Raw genomic sequence first — 19,621 nt, 5'->3', positions numbered from 1 at the left:
GAGTGTAATAAGTAATTTAAGTTTTGTCCTAGTTGAGTGACCAACGGCCTACTTATTAATTTTAGCCCTTACTAAAAGCTGATTTAAACACCTTATTAAAGTGTTTAAATAACTAAATGAATCAATAACCGGTTTTCTTATAATAAAATGTTGTTACACAACTATTTAAAACGGTTTTTTATAACCACCTGTAATTTATAATTTAAATAAAATTAAATCTAAAAAACATACATTTTAAAAACAATTTAGTCTCATTTTATTAAAACAATAGTTGACCCTATTTAAAATTTAAACTAGCATTTCTGGAAGCGCTTCCACAAAGCTCAGTTAAATGAACTTTTCTGGAAGCGCTTCCATACATTTGACAATGTTTATAATTACACAATAACAGCCCCATACAGCTGTTAATAATAATGATAAAAGTGCGAGGGAAACCGAATGTCCAACCATATTGTAAGAAAAACAAAGATAGCGACCAGCCTATCTCTGATTTTAGGCGCATCAATCTCTTTACCTGTATATGCACAAGAAGCAAATACAGATGTTGAAGTAATTCAAGTTACTGGTTTTAAAAGCAGTATTAAAGAGTCAACTCGGTTAAAACGCGACGCCGCAGGTGTTGTAGATGCAATATCAGCTGAAGATATTGGTAAATTCCCCGATACCAACTTAGCCGAGTCGCTACAGCGTATTACAGGTGTGTCGATTGATCGTTCGAATGGTGAAGGCTCTAAAGTAACTGTTCGTGGTTTTGGCCCCGACTACAATATGGTAACCCTAAACGGTCGTACTATGCCGGCAGCATCATTGCCTTCAGGCGGTGGTACACCCAGCTCTCGTGCTTTTGACTTTGCAAACTTAGCGTCTGATAGCGTTAAATCGGTTGAAGTATATAAAACGGGTAAAGCAAGTATTGCATCAGGTGGTATTGGCGCAACAATTAATATAAATACGGCTCGCCCACTCGACAATCCAGGCTTTATTTCAAGCGTAGGTGTAAAAGCATTACACGACTCAACAAACCGTGTTGGTGATGACATAACACCAGAGCTTTCGGGCTTAATTAGCTGGACCGACAGTGAAGCTAAATTTGGTGCCTCGTTAACTGCAAGCATGCAACAGCGCGATAGCTCATCAACAGGTGCGTTTGTAAATCAATGGAATACATCTGCTTTTGACGGCACAATCCCACAAGCTGCAGACGATATTGTTTTAACTAATGCACCCGCTGTTGGCCAGCTTTATTCAATGCCATCAGATTTGCGCTACACCATTGCCGACAGAGAACGTACTCGTACAAACGCACAATTAACGCTGCAGTACAGCCCAATTGACGATTTAACAGCCACGCTTGATTACACATATTCTAAGCAAGACTTATTCGAAGCCCGTGCTGAGCAATCAATATGGATGGATAATTACAAAAGCGCGCTAACGTTTGACGATAACACAGTAAAAACCCCTATTTACTACCGAGAAGAACGTCGCGATCAGCAAACACGCGATTTAGGTTTAGCGTTTCAAGAGCTAAACCAAGTTAATCAAAACGATTCTATTGGTTTAAACGTTGAGTACTATTTCAATTCAGAATTGAGCTTTATGTTTGATGCGCACAATTCAAAAGCAACTAGTAAACCAGATGCAGCTTACGGCAGCTGGGTAAACGCAGGCTTAGGCGCAAACGTAGTTAACGCACAAGAAGTTGATTTTAGCCGCGAGCTTCCATCAATGAGTATCGATTTTGATGATTGCCGCCGAGACAATTTAAATTGTAATAACACATTAGATGCCTCTGATGTGGGAACGTCTATTTTAGATTCTAATTTTGCTCGCCAAGAGTCTGAAGTAACAGAATTTAGAATTCATGGTAAATACGAAATTGAAAACGGCGCAATTGACTTTGGTATAGAGTCTCGCTCTATGGAAAGCCATTCACTACAATCGCTTACACGTAATACAATGGGTAACTGGGGTATAGAAAACCCAGGCGAACTACCTGATGGCTACCTAAATCCAACAAACTTTTTAGCCGAATTTGACGACTACGATACATCAGGCTCGTATAATCAGGGATTCACAGGCAGCGCATCGCAAATTGGCTACTGGGCAGGTGAAGAATACGGCTTTAATTTTGCAGCCGATGGCGCATTTGCAACTAACCGTACCATTGAAGAAGATATAACAGCCGCGTTCGTGCAATTTACTTACAACGGTTACATTGGCGATATGCCATACAACGTTGTTATTGGCGCGCGCCAAGAGTCTACCGACATTACCTCAACGGCTAATATCGATTTACCTAACGCAGTAGCGTGGGAAGGTAATAACGACTTCAACGTACGCTTTGGTTCTGACAAAGAAGATTTTTCGCTTAAATCTAGCTACGATCACTTTTTACCAAGCTTTGACTTTGACATAGAAGTAATTGAAAACGTAAAAGCACGTTTTTCTTATAGCACCACTATTGCACGCCCAACTTACGATAACTTAAGCTCTGCAGCAACCGTGGGTGTACCAAGTGGTCCGACTCTGCTCGCTGGTTCGTCACAGGCAACAGCATCAACAGGTAACCCTGGTTTAGTACCACTTGAATCAGATAATATTGATGTATCGGCTGAATGGTACTTTGCAGAAACAAGCTATGTGTCGGTAGGTTACTACACGAAAGACATCGAAAATTTTATTGGTTTATCACCAATGACACAAAACTACTACGGATTACGCGATGCAACAGCGGGCCCTCGCGCACAAGCTGCCATTGCCGAGCTAGAATCTCGCGGACTTGCAGTAACTGATTCAAACTTATTTCAAATGGTTGCAGCAACAGAAAACAACGTTGATTTTGACTCAATGACCTACGAAGAGTTTGAAGCCGCTTACGATGTAATTGCAAATGGTGATGACCCATTACTAGAATTTACAGCACAAGTACCTACAAACAATAAAAATGCCACTATTGATGGTTTTGAAGTTGCCTTTCAGCACTTTTTTGGTGAAAGCGGCTTTGGTGTGCAAGCAAACTACACCACTGTTAATGGCGACATAGACTTCGATGTAAACGCTGACCCTACTACTACACAATTTGCACTAGTGGGTCTAAGCGATACAGCTAACTTTATAGCAATGTACGAAAACGACGATTTTCAAGCACGTATTGCTTACAACTGGCGTGATAAGTTTTTAAATAGCGCAGCGCGTTATATTAACGAGCCAGGCTTTACTGAAGAATATTATCAAATCGACTTTAATGTTGCGTACAACTACAGCGAAAAACTCTCGTTTTTTGTTGAAGGCATTAACATTACTGAGCAAAACAGCCGCGAACATGGCCGTACGTCAGCACAGTTATGGAACCTACAGCAGCTAGGCGCACGTTACAACATTGGTATGCGTTACAACTTCTAAAGGTAATACAAAGTAAAGCCGTTAGTTTTTACTAGCGGCTTTTTTGTATTTAAAACAGTATTAATGCTAGTTTAATTGTTATCAATTTTAGGGTGTTAAGTCATGACCAAATCAATAGCAAAAATAGTCGTTTTAGGTGGTGGCACTGCCGGTTGGCTAAGCGCAGGCTTATTAGCCGCTGAACACCCGCACCTTAGTATTACATTAATCGAGTCGGCAAATGTGCCTATACTAGGCGTGGGCGAAGGCACGTGGCCGTCAATGCGTAACACGCTACAACGTATTGGCATTAAAGAAATTGATTTTATAACCCAGTGCGACGCATCATTTAAGCAAGGTTCTAAATTTATAAATTGGCGTAACCTCAGCGAGGGAGAAAACTACTACCACCCTTTTATGAATCCACAAGGCTACGAGCAAACCAATTTACACGCCAGCTGGCAACGTATTGCACCTAACCAAAAATTTGCCGACGTTGTTAATATGCAAAGCTTTGTATGCCAAGCCGCACTTGCACCAAAGCAATTACAAACACCCGAATACGCAGCGGTTACCAACTATGGCTATCATTTAGATGCGGGTAAATTTGCTGAGTTTTTAAAAAATCACTGTGTTAAAAACCTAAACGTTACGCATATTACTGACGATGTAACCGAGGTTATTAACGACGATCATGGCTATATTGCCTCATTAAAAACAAATAATAATGGCGATATAATAGGTGATTTATTTATAGATTGCTCAGGCTCTCGTGCTCGTTTAATTGGGGAGCATTTTAATAGTGAGTTTATAGCGCAAGATCATATTTTATTTAATAACAGCGCTGTTGCGGCGCAAATACCTAATGCAAACACCGAACAGCCAATTGCCTCTGCAACGCTATCTACAGCGCAAAGTAACGGCTGGGTTTGGGATATAGCCCTGCCAACGCGCCGTGGTACAGGTTATGTATTTAGTAGTAAATATCAAAGTGATGAAAGCGCAACAAATACACTAAAAAGCTACATAGCCAAAAGCACCAGTGAGCAACAAGCTGAGCAGCTTATCTACCGCGTATTAAAATTCAATCCTGGTTACAGGCAAAAATTTTGGATTAAAAACTGTGTTGCCGTGGGTATGTCTGCTGGTTTTTTAGAGCCGCTTGAAGCGTCAGCTCTTGCTATGGTTGAGCTTTCAATTAGCATGATAAGCGAGCAACTTCCGCAAAACCGCACCCACATGAGTCAGCTTGAAACGCGTTTTAATGATCGTTTTAGCACTCGTTGGCAGCGCGTTATTGAGTTTTTAAAACTTCATTATGTGCTAAGCGAGCGCGACGACACTCCTTATTGGCAAGATATTAGTAATTTAAATACCGCGCCCGAGCGCCTGCAAAATTTACTTAAACTTTGGCAATTTCAACCCCCTAGCCGCTTTGATTTTATTGAGAACGAAGAAGTGTTTTCATCAAGCAGTTATCAATACGTTTTATATGGCATGGGCTTTAATACACAAACAGTATCTGCACAAAATACATTTAACGACCCACGTGCTGGGGATTACTATTATCAGCAAAATCGCGAAAAAATAGCGCAGTGCTTAAATGGACTGCCAAGTAATCGCGCGCTTTTAAATCACCTTTTATCAAATAATGGGCAGCCACATAATGACTAAAACAAACGCTGTTAAAAACGTAGTAATTGCTGGGGGCGGCACTGCAGGTTGGATGGCCGCAGCGGCACTTGCCAAATTAGTTGGCAACAATATAAACATAACCCTTGTTGAATCTGACGATATTGGCACCGTGGGCGTTGGCGAGGCAACAATTCCGCCAATTCGTACATTTCATAAATTGCTAGGTATAAACGAGCAAGCATTTATGAAAGCGACCCAAGCCAGTTTTAAATTAGGTATTAGCTTTGAAAACTGGGGCGATGAAAACACCCATTATATTCACTCGTTTGGCGCTACCGGTAAAGAATGCTGGGCGGGTGAATTTCATCACTTTTGGCTGCAAGGTAAAGCACTTGGAATAAACAACCCATTTGGCGATTACTGTTACGAACTACAAGCCGCCAAAGCGGGTAAATTTGCGTTTAATCAGCAAAACCCCATTAACTATGCTTACCATATGGATGCCACGCGTTACGCGCAGTTTTTACGTGAATTTTCAGAGCCACTAGGTGTAAAACGCATTGAAGGTAAAATACAAAAAGTAATAAAAAATACTAAAACAGGCCATATAGAATCATTGATTTTAAATAATGGCGAGCACATTAACGGCGACTTTTTTATTGATTGCACCGGCTTTAGAGGCTTATTAATAGAGCAAGCATTGCATACGGGCTACGAAGACTGGTCGCATTTACTACCTTGTAACAGCGCCATTGCGGTGCAAACAAAATCAACCAACGAGACCGTATTGCCACTTACCCGATCTATTGCCCATAAAAGCGGCTGGCAATGGCGTATACCGCTGCAAAACCGTGTAGGCAACGGATTAGTTTATTGCAGCCAATATATGGATGACGAGCAAGCCAAAGCGCTATTATTAAATAACATTGAAGGTGAGCCGCTTACAGAGCCCCGTGTTATTAAATTTAAAACAGGGCGGCGCTTAAAAGGCTGGAACAAAAACTGCCTAGCGCTTGGCCTTGCCAGCGGTTTTGTAGAGCCACTTGAGTCCACCAGCATTCACTTAATTATGTCGGGTATTATTCGCTTTATGCGTTTATTTCCGTTTAATGGCATTACCAATCACGCCATTGACGAATACAACAAACAGCTTAAAAGCGAAATTGAAAATATTCGCGACTTTATTGTGCTGCACTACAAAGTAACTAATCGCGATGACAGTGAGTTTTGGCAGCATTGTAGTGCCATGGAAGTGCCAAAAACACTTCAGCACAAAATTGATTTGTTTAAGCAAACTGGCCGTGTATTTTTAGACGATGGCGATATTTTTAGAGTCGATTCGTGGGTTCAAGTTATGCTTGGTCAAGGTATTGAGCCTAATCAACATCACTTAATAGCCAGCATGATGAGCGATGAAGAACTCACCCGTTTTTTACACGGTATTAAGCAACAAATAGAACAACGCGTAAGCCAATTACCACCTCATCATGAGTTTTTAAAGCAGTATTGCCCAGCATAAATATTTTTTATAAAAAAAGCCCTTAATAGGGCTTTGGGTACACACAACAACTTTTACGTTTTATTATTCACACTTAACCACGGCGCTTTTAGCGCTTTGTGGTTCAAAGCTAATATCTGCAACTGAAACGCTAAGCTCTCCTGCCGTTTTAATAATAAAAGGGCTGGTTACTCTGGCAAAATCAACGCCCTTTTTAGCAAAACACGTTAAATCTATACTCATGGTTTGCCATGTATTTAAATCAGCATTTTTAAGCTCATTGGTAATATCAAGCTCGCCACCACAACCTTGTTCGCATTTCATTGCAAGGTATGTCTGTGAGCTAGGGATTTGGTTTACTTTATAGCTAAAGCTAAGGGCCGAATTTGCTTCAATGTAGGCCACTTTGTCTTCGGTAAAGTTACTATTAATTTCGATGTAGCTGGCTGCAGTACCATCAAAATTAAATTGCATCGCATCTTCTTGAATCGCTTTGTCTTCAGTGCGATAAGTAATGCCGCCAAGCTTTACACTGTTACTTGCTACTTGGTGCTGCTCGCTGTTTGAATTTAAAAACAAACGCCACGGTGTTTTAAAGCTACCATTAAATATAGATAGCGGCGCAAGGTTACTAATATCAACACCTGAGTCTTCATTTAGATTATTGCCAAGCGTACTTTCATCTTTATACGTTAAGCCAAAGCCATAGGGTAATAATGGTGAGTAATCAGCATCGCCCTTATTTACTGCGGTTTGAAGTGGTGATTTAGGCCACGAGAACGACAATTTACCTTTAAAGTCGTATTGTACCTGCCCACTTGCATCCGCTAGTAAAACATCTGCAATGCCTTGTCCTTCAGTGCCAGGAAGCCATGCTGCTACAAATGCATCTGACGCGTTTAGCTCGCTGTTAACCCACATTGGTCTGCCCGATATAAACACCGATACCACCGCAATACCTTGCTGCTTTAATGTTTTTAATATTTTAAGAGAGCGTTTATTGTTACGTTCAAACTCAAGGTTGTCTTTATCGCCATGCCCCTCTGCGTATGGTTCTTCACCAAATACAACAATGGCTACATCGGGTTTGGTATTAAATTCACCCGTTGGGCTTAAAATAGCGTTACCGCCAGCAGCCTCTATTTGCGTTTTTAGCCCCGCATAAATAGACGTTGCCCCAGGGAAATCTGCATTTTGATTATTAGTTCCCTGCCACGTAATACTCCAACCGCCCGATTGCTTGCCTATGTTATCGGCAGCATCGCCTGCTATAAGTATGTTGCTTGATGGGTTAAGCGGTAATAAATGGTTGTTGTTTTTAAGCAGTACTAACGACTCTTGTACGGCTTGGCGTGCAATATCGCGATGTGCAGGCGCACCTATTAGTTCTAACTTACCTGAATATTTTCGATTTGCAGGGCTTGGTTTATCAAATAAACCCGCGCGTAATTTAACGCGTAAAATACGTGCTACGGCGTCATCTATTCTCGCCATTGTTATTGCGCCCGCTTTTACTTGTTTAATTGTATTTTCATAAAGCGGCTTCCAGGCACCCGTTGGCACCATAAAAATATCAAGCCCTGCATTAACAGCTTGCGGGCAACTTTCATTTGTACAGCCGGCAACTTGCCCGTGCCCGTTCCAATCGCCTACAACAAAGCCATCAAAACCCATTTTTGTTTTTAGTACATCTGTAAGTAGATATTTATTACCGTGATTCTTTTTGCCATTCCAGCTATTAAACGATGCCATAACCGACTGGCTACCCGCTGTTAGGCCGCCAATATAACCTTGCGCATGAATGTTATATAACGTCTCTTCGCTATCAATGTTGTCACCCTGATCGTCACCATCTACCGTGCCGCCATCGCCTAAAAAGTGCTTAACGGTACTAATTACGCGTTTATCACTTAAAAAGTCCTCATCGGCTCTGCCTTGCAATCCGTTTACAATTGCGGCTGAATACTCACGTACAATTGCAGGGTCTTCTGAGTAGCCTTCGTACGTTCGGCCCCATCGGTCGTCGCGCACAACCGCAACAGTCGGTGCAAACACCCAGTCTATGCCTGTTGCCATTACCTCTATTGCAGTAGCTGCTGCAATGCGCTCAATTAATGCGGGGTTATTAGCAGCACCTAAGCCAATATTGTGCGGAAATAACGTAGCGCCAATCACATTATTATGACCATGTACCGCATCAGTACCCCACATAGTTGGAATTTTACTGCCATCAATTGAGTCATCAACCGATGCCTGATACATACTCTCAGCAAGCTTTATCCAATCGGCAGGCGTTGCATGTTTATTCGCACTCGGAAAAGAGCCACCGCCATTTAAATAAGAACCAAAACCATATTTGCGCATGTCTGCAGCGGTTATATCGCGGATTTCAGGTTGGATCATCTGCGCTACTTTTTGCTCAAGCGTCATTGTTTTTAAATACTGAGCAATTGTTTTTTCAATTTCAGGAGTTTTTACTACCTTACTTTTAAGCGTTGGCCAAAGTGATAAATCACCTTGCTCATGCTCAGCATTTTTGGCTACCGCGCTTTGGTTATTATCAACGTTAGCTTCTTGTTTATTACACGCACTTAAAACGCATAATCCGCCTATTAAAATAGGCAGCATTCGTAACCTGTTAGTGTTTAAGCTTTTTTTCATTTTTATAGCCCTGTGTTGTGTCAGTGTGTTTTTGTGCAGCGCCTATTTGTTATTTAAATTTAACTATTGACCTACTTAGCAATAGCCACTAACCTAAATATGGAAGCGCTTCCTTAAAGTTATTAAATACCATCCTTAGTGATTAATCAAATTAAATATGGAAGCGCTTCCATCAATGCAATTTATAAACTATAAATAAAAGCAAAATTTACTACAAAGAAGCAGAGGTTTTCTCTTAATGAAACAATTATCTTTACCTAGTGGCTCACCACTTTTAGCCAAAAACTTTACTTATGGTGTAGCTACGGCCTCATTTCAAATTGAAGGCGGCGCAGCTGATCGCTTGCCATGTATTTGGGATACCTTTTGCAGTAAAGAAGGCAAAATAGTCGATAATTCAAATGGCGATATAGCTTGCGAGCACTACACTCGCTGGAAAGACGATATAGACCTAATAGAGTCATTAGGCGTAGACGCTTACAGACTTTCTATTTCTTGGCCACGCGTAATGACTAAAAGCGGTCACTTAAACCCTACCGGCGTTAAGTTTTATACCAACATTTTAGATGAGCTAAAACGCCGTAACATTAAAGCTTTTGTAACGCTGTACCACTGGGATTTACCACAACACATTGAAGACGAAGGTGGCTGGCTAAACCGTAACACCGCTTACGAATTTGCCCATTACACAGATTTAATTACCAAAGCATTTGGGGAACGTGTGCACTCGTACGCCACCTTAAACGAACCGTTTTGCAGCTCATTTTTAGGCTACGAAATTGGCGTACATGCTCCGGGTATTGTAGGTCGCGAATTTGGTCGTAAAGCCGCGCACCACTTATTACTAGGTCACGGTTTGGCTATGCAAGTACTTGCTAAAAATAGCCCAAATACGCTAAACGGTATTGTGCTTAACTTTACGCCTTGCTATTCAGTTACCCAAAGCGAAGAAGATTTAAAAGCCACTGCATTTGCTGATGACTACATAAACCAATGGTATATGCAGCCTGTAATGCAAGGTAAGTACCCAGATATAATTTCGCAATTACCTAAAGCCCACCGCCCTGATATTTTAGAAGGCGACATGGAAATAATTGCTCAACCACTAGATTACCTAGGGGTTAACTTTTATACCCGCATGCATTATCAAGCAAGCGAAACCGACTTTTATCACGAACTGCCACATAAAGCGCCAATGACCGATATTGGTTGGGAAATTTATCCTAAAGCGCTGACAGAATTACTTGTATCGTTGAACGAAAAATACACCCTACCGCCTATTTATATTACCGAAAACGGTGCAGCCATGGCTGACGAATTTAAAGACGGTGAAGTAAAAGATAACGACCGTATTGAATATTACCACGAGCATTTAAATGCCCTACATAACGCAGCAGAACTAGGCGTAAAAGTAGATGGTTATTTTGCGTGGAGCCTAATGGATAACTTTGAATGGGCAGAAGGATATTTAAAACGCTTTGGTATAGTACATGTAGACTACAACACACAAAAACGAACTGTTAAAGCCAGTGGTAAAGCGTACACTAAACTCATAACAAGCCGATAAATTATCGGCTTATAACAATAAGAACACACACTGTGAACAAACTCCCTTTATACGAAAAAGTCGGTTACGCCATGGGCGATGCCGGCGCTAACTTAGTATGGCGCGGTGCGCTTGCTTATTTAGCGGTGTTTTACACCGATACATTTGGCATATCGGCTGCAGCCGCTGCCATGTTATTTTTGGTTGTAAGACTATCTGATGGCGTAACCGATATTATTATGGGTATGATTGCCGACAGAACGCAGTCGCGCTTTGGTAAGTTTCGACCGTGGATACTCTACTCAGCACCGTTTTTGGGCTTGTTTATGGTGCTGTGTTTTACCACACCCGACTTTAGCACCACCAATAAACTTATTTATGCTTACGTAACCTACATAGGTTTAACGCTTGCTTACACCGTAAGTAACGTACCCTACTCGGCACTTATGGGCGTAATGACACCAGACGATACAGAACGCACAAAGCTCTCTGGTTTTAGGTTTGCTGGTGCCTTTACTGGTGGTTTATTAGTGATGGGTTTTTTACCTGAGCTAGTGGCGTTTTTTGGTGGCGGCGACGATGCCAAAGGCTATCAGCTTACTATGTACTTATTTGCCAGCTTACTTATTATTTTAATGGTTATAACGTTTGCTACCACTAAAGAGCGTGTAACACCGCACGCCTCAAATGAAGGGAATTTAAAATCAGAGTTATTTGATTTAACTAAAAGCCTGCCATTTATAATCCTACCTTTGCTTGCTACCACCTTGTTTTTTTATTACCGCGATTTATACAGTGGCGTATTTTTTGCCCTTGTTATGGCAGCAATGACATTCGTTATTAAAAAATTACTCAATAAAGATAAGCAAAGCTTAACGGGTTCACAGCGCGATATGGTTGATCTTCTAACCAACAAACCTTGGCTGGTATTACTCGGCATTGGTTTTTTAACCATGATGTTTAACGGCATAAAATACGGTGTAATTGCGTACTACTTTAAGTACCACGTAGCTAATGAACTCATGGCTGGGCAGTATTTCATCGCCTTGTTGGTTGTATCTATATTAGGCGCACTTGCCACAGGTAAACTGGCCGAAATAATGGGTAAACGAAACCTCTTTATTGCATCGTTAATGCTAAGCGGCATACTCACTACCGCATTTTACTGGGTCCCTAGCGATAACCTGGTTGCTGTATTTACCTTTGGTTGCGCCGCTGAATTTTTTGCCGCGATGATGCCTACATTATTTTTTAGTATGCTTGGCGATTCAGCCGATTACTCCGAGTGGAAAAACAAACGCCGCGCTACAGGCTTAATTTATTCAGCGGGTACATTTGTGCAAAAAACTGGGGGTGGTTTTGCAGGTGCATTAGTATTAGTGGTACTTGCAGGCTATGGCTATAACGGCATGGATGAGCTAACAATTACGCAAGCTCTACCTGGTATGCAATTACTTATGAGCTGGATACCTGCCGCATTTGCTTTTTTAGGTGCCGCATTGATGCTTATTTATCCACTAACCTCAGCGATGACGCAAAAAATAACAGAAGACTTAGCAATTAGACGCAGTAATGTGTAAATTAACTTTTAATGACCCTTCGCGCTTTATGTTTTTATAAAGCGCGAGTAAAAACACATATAAGCTAGGACATCAATGGCGACAATTTATCAAGTATCAGAAATGGCAGGTGTGTCTTTATCAACTGTTTCAAGGGTGCTTAACGACAACGACTACGTAAGCAAAAAAACTAAAAAAAAGGTATTAGAAGCAATGAAAGAGCTAGGCTATCAGCCAAGTTCTATTGCTCGCTCTTTGGCGTCTAGCACTACAAACAGCGTCGGTATTTTAGTTTCTGAGTTGGATGGTCCGTTTTTTGGTCAAATGATGTCAGCCATTGAAGAACATCTCCGTATTGCCGGTAAACACGTTATTATTACCCCTGGGCATAGTGATGAGAAAAAAGAAAAAAGCGGCTTTGAATTTTTAATAGGCCGTAATTGCGACGCTATTATTGCCCACGTAGAGGCAGTATCAAATGATTACCTAATTGAGCTGAGTAAAGGTAAAACCCCTATTTACTTAATGAGCCGCTACGTTAAAGAAATTGAAGAAAACTGCATTAGCCTCGACAACGTAATGGGCGGCTACTTAGCCACCAAAGCCATGATCAACAAAGGTCATAAAAACATTGCGTACATAGCAGGCCCGCAGTTTAAAGAAGATGCATCAAACCGTTTAAAAGGCCACAAAAAAGCCCTAGCAGAATACAACCTAACCTTTGACGAAAACTTATATTATGTAGGCGACTTTAAAGAAACCGGCGGAAGCGACGGCTTAAGGCATTTTATTCAAAATAAAGCGCAAATAACCGCCCTAGTATGTGCCAATGACGAAATGGCATCGGGTGCTATGAAATACGCCCGCGAACACGGTTTTAACTTACCAAAAGATTTAGCCATTATTGGGTTCGATAACGTAATTTTTACCAATTACCTCTACCCAACACTGACTACAATAGATAACCCAGTTCCCGAAATGGGCAGAGCTGCGGCTAACTTAGTACTTAAAGACATTTATAAAAAAAGCGGCATAACAGTAAAGCACGTGTTTCAGCCAAAGCTTATTTTAAGAGACTCAACACCCGACATTAATTAACTTTATACCTAATTTAAATCTAGTTTAAATCTAAGTTATGTAACTCGTTACGCACCCACTGCATATCTAAATATTGCTCTACGTGCTGCTGCGCAAACTTTAAAAAGTTACGTGCAGCATGCGATATGTGCCTGTCTGTTCGCATTACAAAAAACTCTATTCAGACATAAATGCTCACAAATATAAAACAATATCTACATAAAAACACTACAATAAAAAGCATAATAGATCCGATAATTTACCAAAACGATCGTTTTAAAGTTTATTTATATTGTTTAATAAAATATCACTTTACTTATTTTTAATTTGGCTCTAAATTCGCGCAAATTTTATTATTAAAGTAACCTCTCAAACTTTAAAACAGTGGTTATTTACCTTCAAGAGTCGATAAACACAAATGGCCGAATCAGCCGCCACAAGCACCTCTAATAACCCTTTAGCACCCGTTATCGGGCTGTCATTTTTTGCTATCGCATCCGGCTTTTTAATGAGCCTTATTCCGCTGTCGTTACCCGCATTTAAACTTGATGAAAACCTAGCGCCTTGGCTTGCGAGCATTTTTTACTTTGGCTTACTTGTTGGCGCTACAACCATTGAACGCGTGGTGGTAAAAATAGGTCATCGATTCGCTTTTATATTATTTTTAAGTTTATTAATAGTAAGTGTGCTTGCACAACTTGCACTGCCAAATACCGTTAACTGGTTAATTGCACGATTTGTAGCAGGTGTTGCTGTTGCCGGTGTGTTTGTAGTTGTTGAGTCTTGGTTATTAATGACCAATACAGCAAAGTCGCGTGCTAAACGTTTGGGCTTATACATGACCTCACTTTATGGGGGCAGCGCCGTTGGTCAGCTTGCTATAGGGCCGCTTGGCACCGAAGGTTCAACGCCTTATTTATTTGTAGCCTCGCTATTATTTTTAGCTATTTTAGCCCCTTTATTAATAACCAAAGGTCAGCCCGAAAAACAGCACCTTGAAAAACTACCACTAAAAGAAATAAAAACACTAAGCCACCCTGCAATGCTCGGATGCTTAGCTTCAGGCTTATTACTGGGCCCTATTTACGGCTTAATGCCGGTTTATATTTCAGCAAAAGCTGATCAAGCTCAGTACACAGGCACACTTATGGCGGTTATTATTTTAGGCGGCATGGTCGTGCAGCCGCTTGTGAGTTACTTATCTACTCGGCTTGAAAAAAGCTTATTGATGGGTATGTTTTGTTTAGTAGGCGCAGCCGGTGCTGTGGGTATATTACAAGCAAACACTTTAGCAGGATTAATAGTGAGCTACTTAATACTAGGCGCGTGCAGCTTTGCACTTTACCCAATTGCCATAACACTTGCGTGCGACTCATTGCCAATGGCAAAAATAGTCTCGGCAACTGAGGTTATGCTTTTAAGTTACAGTATTGGTTCGGTATTTGGCCCTATGCTTGCTGCAAATTTATCTGATGCACCCAACGGTATTGTGTTTTATTTAGCAGGCTGTTTGATCACTACCTGTATTTATATGTTTATTAAAAGCATTAAAAATATTCGCGCAGGTAAAACGCCTGTTGCAGGCTAATTAGTTTTTAATTTATCGTGTGGACTTAAAAAAAACATCTTTTTCCAGCCTTGGCTTTGCGTTGTATAAAGCCATGGCATGGGCACTAACGATAAAATAGAATAATGCACATGAGGCTGCTTCCCTGCGGCGTTTCCGGTATCGCCCAGCAAGCCAATTTGACTGTTTATGCTTACTACATCACCTGTGCTTACTGAGTAGTCATTTAAATGTGCAAAATAATGCACGCGCCATTTAGGTCCAAGTACTGCAACCACCTTACCGCCTCGAGTTAGCTCACCTGCAAATATAACCACACCGTTTGTTGAGGCAACTACAGGAGTGTTCTTTATGCCAAAAATATCAATTCCTTTGTGCACACCCGACCTACCCCAAGGCTCGTACCAAAACGTATTATGGTTCCAATCTTTATTTGTGGCACCTTGTACCGGGATCCTTATTTTTTCGGGAATTAGTAAGCCTATAACTAATAAAACGGCTACTCCAATTGCAATCCACTTTAGTACTTTCACTTTTCTATCCTTGATATTTAAATAACTTATACTGGTAAATTATTAGCCATAATAACTGAACTCATCATGAGTCGTATTTATGGTTTTATTTATGGTGTTTTATTTGAATGAAATACCCGACTAACATGTACTAAGCTGATCAACTTCAAAACAGGTTTTATAAGCAATTGAGCACTGCCCGCTATAAACAACCATGTGCCACTTTGCACTAATGCATCATTTAAAAAGAAAAAACTGCCAATTAAAAACCACACTGCAATCAAAAAATCGTTAAACGCTCCCAGTGCTTCATATCGTCGCTGAATGGTAATATGCTCTTGTCCTAAATCTAAAATAAACTGATTACTGTTCGAATCCATAACTGCTCACTATTTACCTTTTATTACCTAAATACATGTTTAATAAGCCTCAAGGCTTACCTAAACAGTACAATAACAAAATTTACGCAATAAAAAACGCTGGCCGATGTAAGTCAGCCAACGTTTTTATTATTTGTACAATACTTAACTAACGTTTATTTTTTATCTTTTTCTAAACGCTTTTTAAGACTCAATGCAGCGTCAGCGGCTAATAAACGCATAAATTCAGAGCCATTACTTTGCTCGCCTTGGCCTGCGCCTATTACAATTTCAGGCACTAAACGGCTATTACCTAAGCTTGTAAATAAAGCAGTTTGAATTTTAACTTCTGCTTTTAGCGTTTCATCAAATACATACTTAGGATCAAGTGCAGCAGACTTAGCTCTTAAACGAGCCTCAGCTAAAACGTCCATACCTAATGCTTCTAAGCGTTGTTGCTTTAAAATCTCTTCTTGTTCTTTTGCAAGCTCCGCTTTTACAGCCACTCGTTGCTGCGCAGAAATAATAGCATTTGCCTTAATTCGCTCAGCATCAATTTGCTCTTTTATTTTTAGCTTTTCAGATTCAGCACGTTGCTTAGCAATTGCTTGTTCACCTAAAGCCACTTCAGTACGTGCTTGTTGCTCAGCTTTTTTAAGGTTTTGACGTGCTAGTGCTTCATCAGCAGCGGCTTGCTTTTGCGCCTCAAGGCGAGCGTTTACTTTGCTTTCGTAGTCAATATCAATAATGCTGGCATCAACGACTGTAATACCATAAGCGCCTAAAATAGGTGCATTACGCAGTGTATTACCTTCGTCGTCCATTTTAATATTAATAGTGACACGTTGCTGTTTACTTAAATTACCTAAATCGTCAGATTTATCGCGCTCACCGGTACTAATAATTTGTTCAGTAACAAAAATACCGTTTGTTAATTGATCAGCAAAATCTTGGCTTAATTGGCCATTACCACCAGAGTAATGTTGCTCTACCGACATCATACGCGCCGACGCTTTTACATTTTCAGTGGTTGCGCGCATTAATAAATTAGATATTAATGTTTCTTGTGAACCAAACTCTTCGTGTATTTTAAGTAAACCACGTAAAGCACCCGATTCAGCTGCTGGTACATTGCCTGGTAATCTAAAACGTGAAACACCTCGTGCGCCACCTGTTGTGGTATCTAAAAATCGAATAGGTATTAGCGGTACAATTGCGCTTGCTGTTGCACCGGCATCGCCCGTAAAGTTAATCGAAATTACTTTTTTATAAGCCGATGTAGTACCAAACGCTTTTAAATAAGGGCCGGCTTGATTTATTACGGTTAAGTTACCTGTAAAAGCAGATTGATGTACTAAACGCTCATCTGCTTCATTCCACGAAATAACTTGCGATGTAAGCGTTGCAATTACGGCTAATACAACAACAATTGATGAAACAACAATTACATTACGACGACCAAATCGATTCATAAATGAGTCACTTTTTACTGCTGGGACTGCTTTTTCGCTATCCATTTTTATTACTCTCCATGTTTAATTTCTTTTTAACAAAGTAAATAATTTCCTGTTCACTCAAGTGTGCGCAAAAGCTACCAGAGCGATGTAACTCAACAAATGTTTCGAGGATCTCTTTTTTACCTTTAGCTGTTTTATCTTGGTTTTCTTGTGTTTGATTTTTTTCTGTTAGTTGAGTGATTAAATCATCCACTATCGTGTCTTTATCAAACAGTACGTTGTATTCTTTGGATTTTCTTACCCGACTTTTATGCACATTGCTGTAAATTACATAAAGCGATACGCATAAAATAATAACCAGTAAACTTAATCCACTAATATAAAAAATCATAAGCTCTACTTAAATTGGTTTGAATATTTAACGAGCAATAACAGTTGTAAATATTGCTACACAAATGTTAAGCGGGTGATTTTACAGCAAACCTTAGTAAAAAACAGATTAAAAATAGAGTTCATCAAGTATATAGTTATAACCGTACGTAAAAGTGAGCTTTTTTAAACAAAAAAATGCCAGTCAGTTATTAACTGACTGGCACTAAGCTAAATATTTATTAAAGTGCTTTTTACATTATTCGCATGGAGCCCAATCAACACCATTTTCACCGCACTCATGCAGCATTGTTCCATCTTCTTGGCGGGTATCTCTAAACCATTGTCCTTCAATTGTTTTAAAAATACGTACGTTGTCTGTGGTTTTGTATTTACGCCAAAAGCTAGCATCAATAGATGTTTCGTCATCAAACTTATAGGGCATAGCAGCGAGTACGGTCACTAAATCTTGAGTTTCTAAATCAGCAGCTTTGTCTTTAACATTTACCCAATCAGATAATGTTTGAAAGTCGGCATTTTCCTCTCTAAAGGCAAAGTCAGTTTGGTAATACGATCCCGACTCAGTATAGCTAATGCTAAAACCTCGCTCGAACGGTGTATCTAAATTAGCACTAACGCATTCATCTGCTGTTGGAAAGTTAACCGATGGGCTTGTATTATCAACGCTATAAAGCACATTACTTTTCTCAAAACTAACGTTCTCAATGCTAGAGCATCGGTAAGTACGATCAGCGTTAATGTAAACATCGTCTCTAACTCTTAGTTTTCCATTTAACGACTCTTCGCCCCAAGGCGTATCTGCTGAATTCAGTCGAGACAAAATAACGTCAATTTTGTCTAGTTCGTCTGTATTTTGAAGCTTTACTTGCTCATAAATAAGCTCAGCGCCTGCAAAAATAACCTTGTCTCTGTACCATGCATTTTCAAACTCATACTCATCATCTTTCGCTGTGTCTTGATAAATCACTGCTCTTACTTCTTCTGCGTCAGGAAACTGAGCATCTAGTTCTTGCTTATATTTATAGGCAGCTTTTAATCCCTTAACAATCGCTTGTGCTCTGTCGTACGCATCACTGTCATTATTGGCAATAAAATCTGAGTAAATTTGCTCTGTCGTCAAATTATAATGAGCAACCAAATTTTGCATAACATTCGTTATTTCGCTTTGAACATTTGCAAGCAACTCAGTATTTTCTTTAAGTGCATCACAACTTAAATTATTGCTACCAGTTTTTTGTAATTGAAGACTCAACTGCTCCCAGATAACGGTTGTTAAAGGTGATATATTTCGAATGTCTTCATCAGTCAACACTTCAATTGAGGGCGGAAATGACATTTGATACGCTTGTGTTACCTCCCCTAAATCCTCGTCAATTGCGCCAACGGGTACATCTACATACATAGTTGAATACGGCACACACAGCGCCTGCTCTTCTGTAAAATTAAAACTATAATTACCCGATTCTTCAGAGACTACAGAAGGTTCTGTTTGCTCATCAAAAGTACCATCACCATCAATATCTAGCCATACTATTGCACCAGATACATAGCCATCAATAACCTTACCAGTAAGAGAAATAGTTGTTACTTCTACTGGTTCTACTTTTACAGGATCAGGCTTGGCTACTATTGGCTCTACAACGGCCGCTTTATCACCGCCACCACCACACCCAACAAGGCCTAGCGTAAGCGCTAATGAAATAGCTAACTGACTTTTTTTAAAAACATACAAAGACTTCCTTTTTTGCACTTTAATTATTATTAATCATATTGTTATAAATTAAATAAGTTACTTTAATAACAAATAAGTAATACCAATCTGCTTATATATGGGATCTATTTAACGTTAAGAAAATCACGCTAAAACGAGGCAAATATTTATGCAGGTTGATATAAATTTAAACAACTGAAATTTATTAAATATTTATAGAGGATGGCAACAAGTTAACATGCCCTGTACCTATATCCTTGCATGG

At 40.0% G+C, this 19,621-nt stretch carries 13 protein-coding genes and 1 pseudogene; 7 read left to right on the top strand and 7 right to left on the bottom strand.

Features of this window, described 5'->3' with window-relative positions:
* Positions 1 to 438: 438 nt before the first annotated feature.
* From I6F45_RS15540 to I6F45_RS15530, 3 genes are all read left to right on the top strand, one after another.
* Positions 439 to 3,405 (top strand): TonB-dependent receptor, encoded by a 2,967-nt coding sequence (locus tag I6F45_RS15540; protein ID WP_197161058.1) that lies wholly within the window; start codon positions 439 to 441, stop codon positions 3,403 to 3,405.
* Positions 3,406 to 3,507: 102 nt separating this feature from the next.
* The gene (locus I6F45_RS15535) at positions 3,508 to 5,058 is read left to right on the top strand and encodes a tryptophan halogenase family protein (protein WP_197161056.1); all 1,551 of its coding nucleotides are present in this window, start codon (positions 3,508 to 3,510) and stop codon (positions 5,056 to 5,058) included.
* A complete protein-coding gene (locus I6F45_RS15530; protein ID WP_197161054.1) occupies positions 5,051 to 6,538 on the top strand; it encodes a tryptophan halogenase family protein in 1,488 nt (495 codons plus the stop codon). The genes I6F45_RS15535 and I6F45_RS15530 overlap by 8 nt, the downstream gene beginning before the upstream one ends.
* 63 nt (positions 6,539 to 6,601) lie before the next feature.
* Here I6F45_RS15530 and I6F45_RS15525 read toward each other — a convergent pair whose 3' ends face one another.
* Positions 6,602 to 9,178, bottom strand: a complete 2,577-nt coding sequence (locus I6F45_RS15525; protein WP_197161052.1) for a glycoside hydrolase family 3 protein — start codon at positions 9,176 to 9,178, stop codon at positions 6,602 to 6,604.
* A gap of 238 nt (positions 9,179 to 9,416) precedes the next feature.
* On the opposite strand from I6F45_RS15525, the gene I6F45_RS15520 reads away from it, so the two are divergent.
* From I6F45_RS15520 to I6F45_RS15510, 3 genes are all read left to right on the top strand, one after another.
* The gene (locus tag I6F45_RS15520) at positions 9,417 to 10,745 is read left to right on the top strand and encodes a GH1 family beta-glucosidase (RefSeq protein ID WP_197161050.1); all 1,329 of its coding nucleotides are present in this window, start codon (positions 9,417 to 9,419) and stop codon (positions 10,743 to 10,745) included.
* Positions 10,746 to 10,777: 32 nt separating this feature from the next.
* Positions 10,778 to 12,304, top strand: a complete 1,527-nt coding sequence (locus tag I6F45_RS15515; protein ID WP_197161048.1) for an MFS transporter — start codon at positions 10,778 to 10,780, stop codon at positions 12,302 to 12,304.
* 75 nt (positions 12,305 to 12,379) lie between these two features.
* Positions 12,380 to 13,381 carry a LacI family DNA-binding transcriptional regulator gene (locus I6F45_RS15510; RefSeq protein WP_197161046.1) on the top strand — a complete coding sequence of 334 codons (1,002 nt, stop codon included), beginning with the start codon at positions 12,380 to 12,382 and terminating at the stop codon, positions 13,379 to 13,381.
* A gap of 19 nt (positions 13,382 to 13,400) precedes the next feature.
* On the opposite strand, the pseudogene I6F45_RS15505 reads toward I6F45_RS15510, so the two are convergent.
* A pseudogene (locus I6F45_RS15505) lies at positions 13,401 to 13,535 on the bottom strand (LysR family transcriptional regulator); the annotation flags it as partial.
* Between the two features lie 243 nt (positions 13,536 to 13,778).
* Here I6F45_RS15505 and I6F45_RS15500 point away from each other — a divergent pair.
* Positions 13,779 to 14,948 carry an MFS transporter gene (locus I6F45_RS15500; RefSeq protein WP_165741115.1) on the top strand — a complete coding sequence of 390 codons (1,170 nt, stop codon included), beginning with the start codon at positions 13,779 to 13,781 and terminating at the stop codon, positions 14,946 to 14,948.
* Here the strand turns inward: I6F45_RS15500 and I6F45_RS15495 are convergent.
* The 5 genes from I6F45_RS15495 to I6F45_RS15475 all read right to left on the bottom strand — a co-directional run bounded on the left by I6F45_RS15495 (position 14,945) and on the right by I6F45_RS15475 (position 19,377).
* A complete protein-coding gene (locus I6F45_RS15495; RefSeq protein ID WP_165727707.1) occupies positions 14,945 to 15,460 on the bottom strand; it encodes a M23 family metallopeptidase in 516 nt (171 codons plus the stop codon). The two genes, I6F45_RS15500 and I6F45_RS15495, sit on opposite strands and share 4 nt — an antisense overlap.
* Positions 15,461 to 15,549: 89 nt before the next feature.
* Positions 15,550 to 15,819, bottom strand: coding sequence for a YrhK family protein (locus I6F45_RS15490; protein WP_007583304.1), 270 nt, complete (start codon positions 15,817 to 15,819; stop codon positions 15,550 to 15,552).
* A gap of 155 nt (positions 15,820 to 15,974) precedes the next feature.
* Positions 15,975 to 17,315: an SPFH domain-containing protein gene (locus tag I6F45_RS15485; RefSeq protein ID WP_197161044.1), complete on the bottom strand. Its 1,341-nt coding sequence runs from the start codon at positions 17,313 to 17,315 to the stop codon at positions 15,975 to 15,977.
* Positions 17,308 to 17,646: a methanolan biosynthesis protein EpsI gene (locus I6F45_RS15480; protein ID WP_197161042.1), complete on the bottom strand. Its 339-nt coding sequence runs from the start codon at positions 17,644 to 17,646 to the stop codon at positions 17,308 to 17,310. Before I6F45_RS15480 ends, I6F45_RS15485 begins: the two co-directional genes overlap by 8 nt.
* 237 nt (positions 17,647 to 17,883) lie before the next feature.
* On the bottom strand, positions 17,884 to 19,377 hold the full coding sequence (locus tag I6F45_RS15475) for a hypothetical protein (RefSeq protein ID WP_197161040.1): 1,494 nt from the start codon (positions 19,375 to 19,377) through the stop codon (positions 17,884 to 17,886).
* Positions 19,378 to 19,621: the final 244 nt, after the last annotated feature.

Origin of the sequence: Pseudoalteromonas sp. SWYJZ19 (genome assembly GCF_015864375.1) — a bacterium.
Taxonomy (GTDB): Bacteria; Pseudomonadota; Gammaproteobacteria; order Enterobacterales; family Alteromonadaceae; genus Pseudoalteromonas; species Pseudoalteromonas arctica.
This window is presented reverse-complemented; position numbering and strand designations above follow the sequence as displayed.

Bases quoted from the DNA above. Each gene is read 5' to 3' on its own strand.
- I6F45_RS15540 (WP_197161058.1), top strand. From the start codon at position 439: ATGTCCAACCATATTGTAAGAAAAACAAAGATAGCGACCAGCCTATCT.
- I6F45_RS15535 (WP_197161056.1), top strand. From the start codon at position 3,508: ATGACCAAATCAATAGCAAAAATAGTCGTTTTAGGTGGTGGCACTGCC.
- I6F45_RS15530 (WP_197161054.1), top strand. From the start codon at position 5,051: ATGACTAAAACAAACGCTGTTAAAAACGTAGTAATTGCTGGGGGCGGC.
- I6F45_RS15525 (WP_197161052.1), bottom strand. From the start codon at position 9,178: ATGAAAAAAAGCTTAAACACTAACAGGTTACGAATGCTGCCTATTTTA.
- I6F45_RS15520 (WP_197161050.1), top strand. From the start codon at position 9,417: ATGAAACAATTATCTTTACCTAGTGGCTCACCACTTTTAGCCAAAAAC.
- I6F45_RS15510 (WP_197161046.1), top strand. From the start codon at position 12,380: ATGGCGACAATTTATCAAGTATCAGAAATGGCAGGTGTGTCTTTATCA.
- I6F45_RS15500 (WP_165741115.1), top strand. From the start codon at position 13,779: ATGGCCGAATCAGCCGCCACAAGCACCTCTAATAACCCTTTAGCACCC.
- I6F45_RS15490 (WP_007583304.1), bottom strand. From the start codon at position 15,819: ATGGATTCGAACAGTAATCAGTTTATTTTAGATTTAGGACAAGAGCAT.
- I6F45_RS15485 (WP_197161044.1), bottom strand. From the start codon at position 17,315: ATGGATAGCGAAAAAGCAGTCCCAGCAGTAAAAAGTGACTCATTTATG.
- I6F45_RS15480 (WP_197161042.1), bottom strand. From the start codon at position 17,646: ATGATTTTTTATATTAGTGGATTAAGTTTACTGGTTATTATTTTATGC.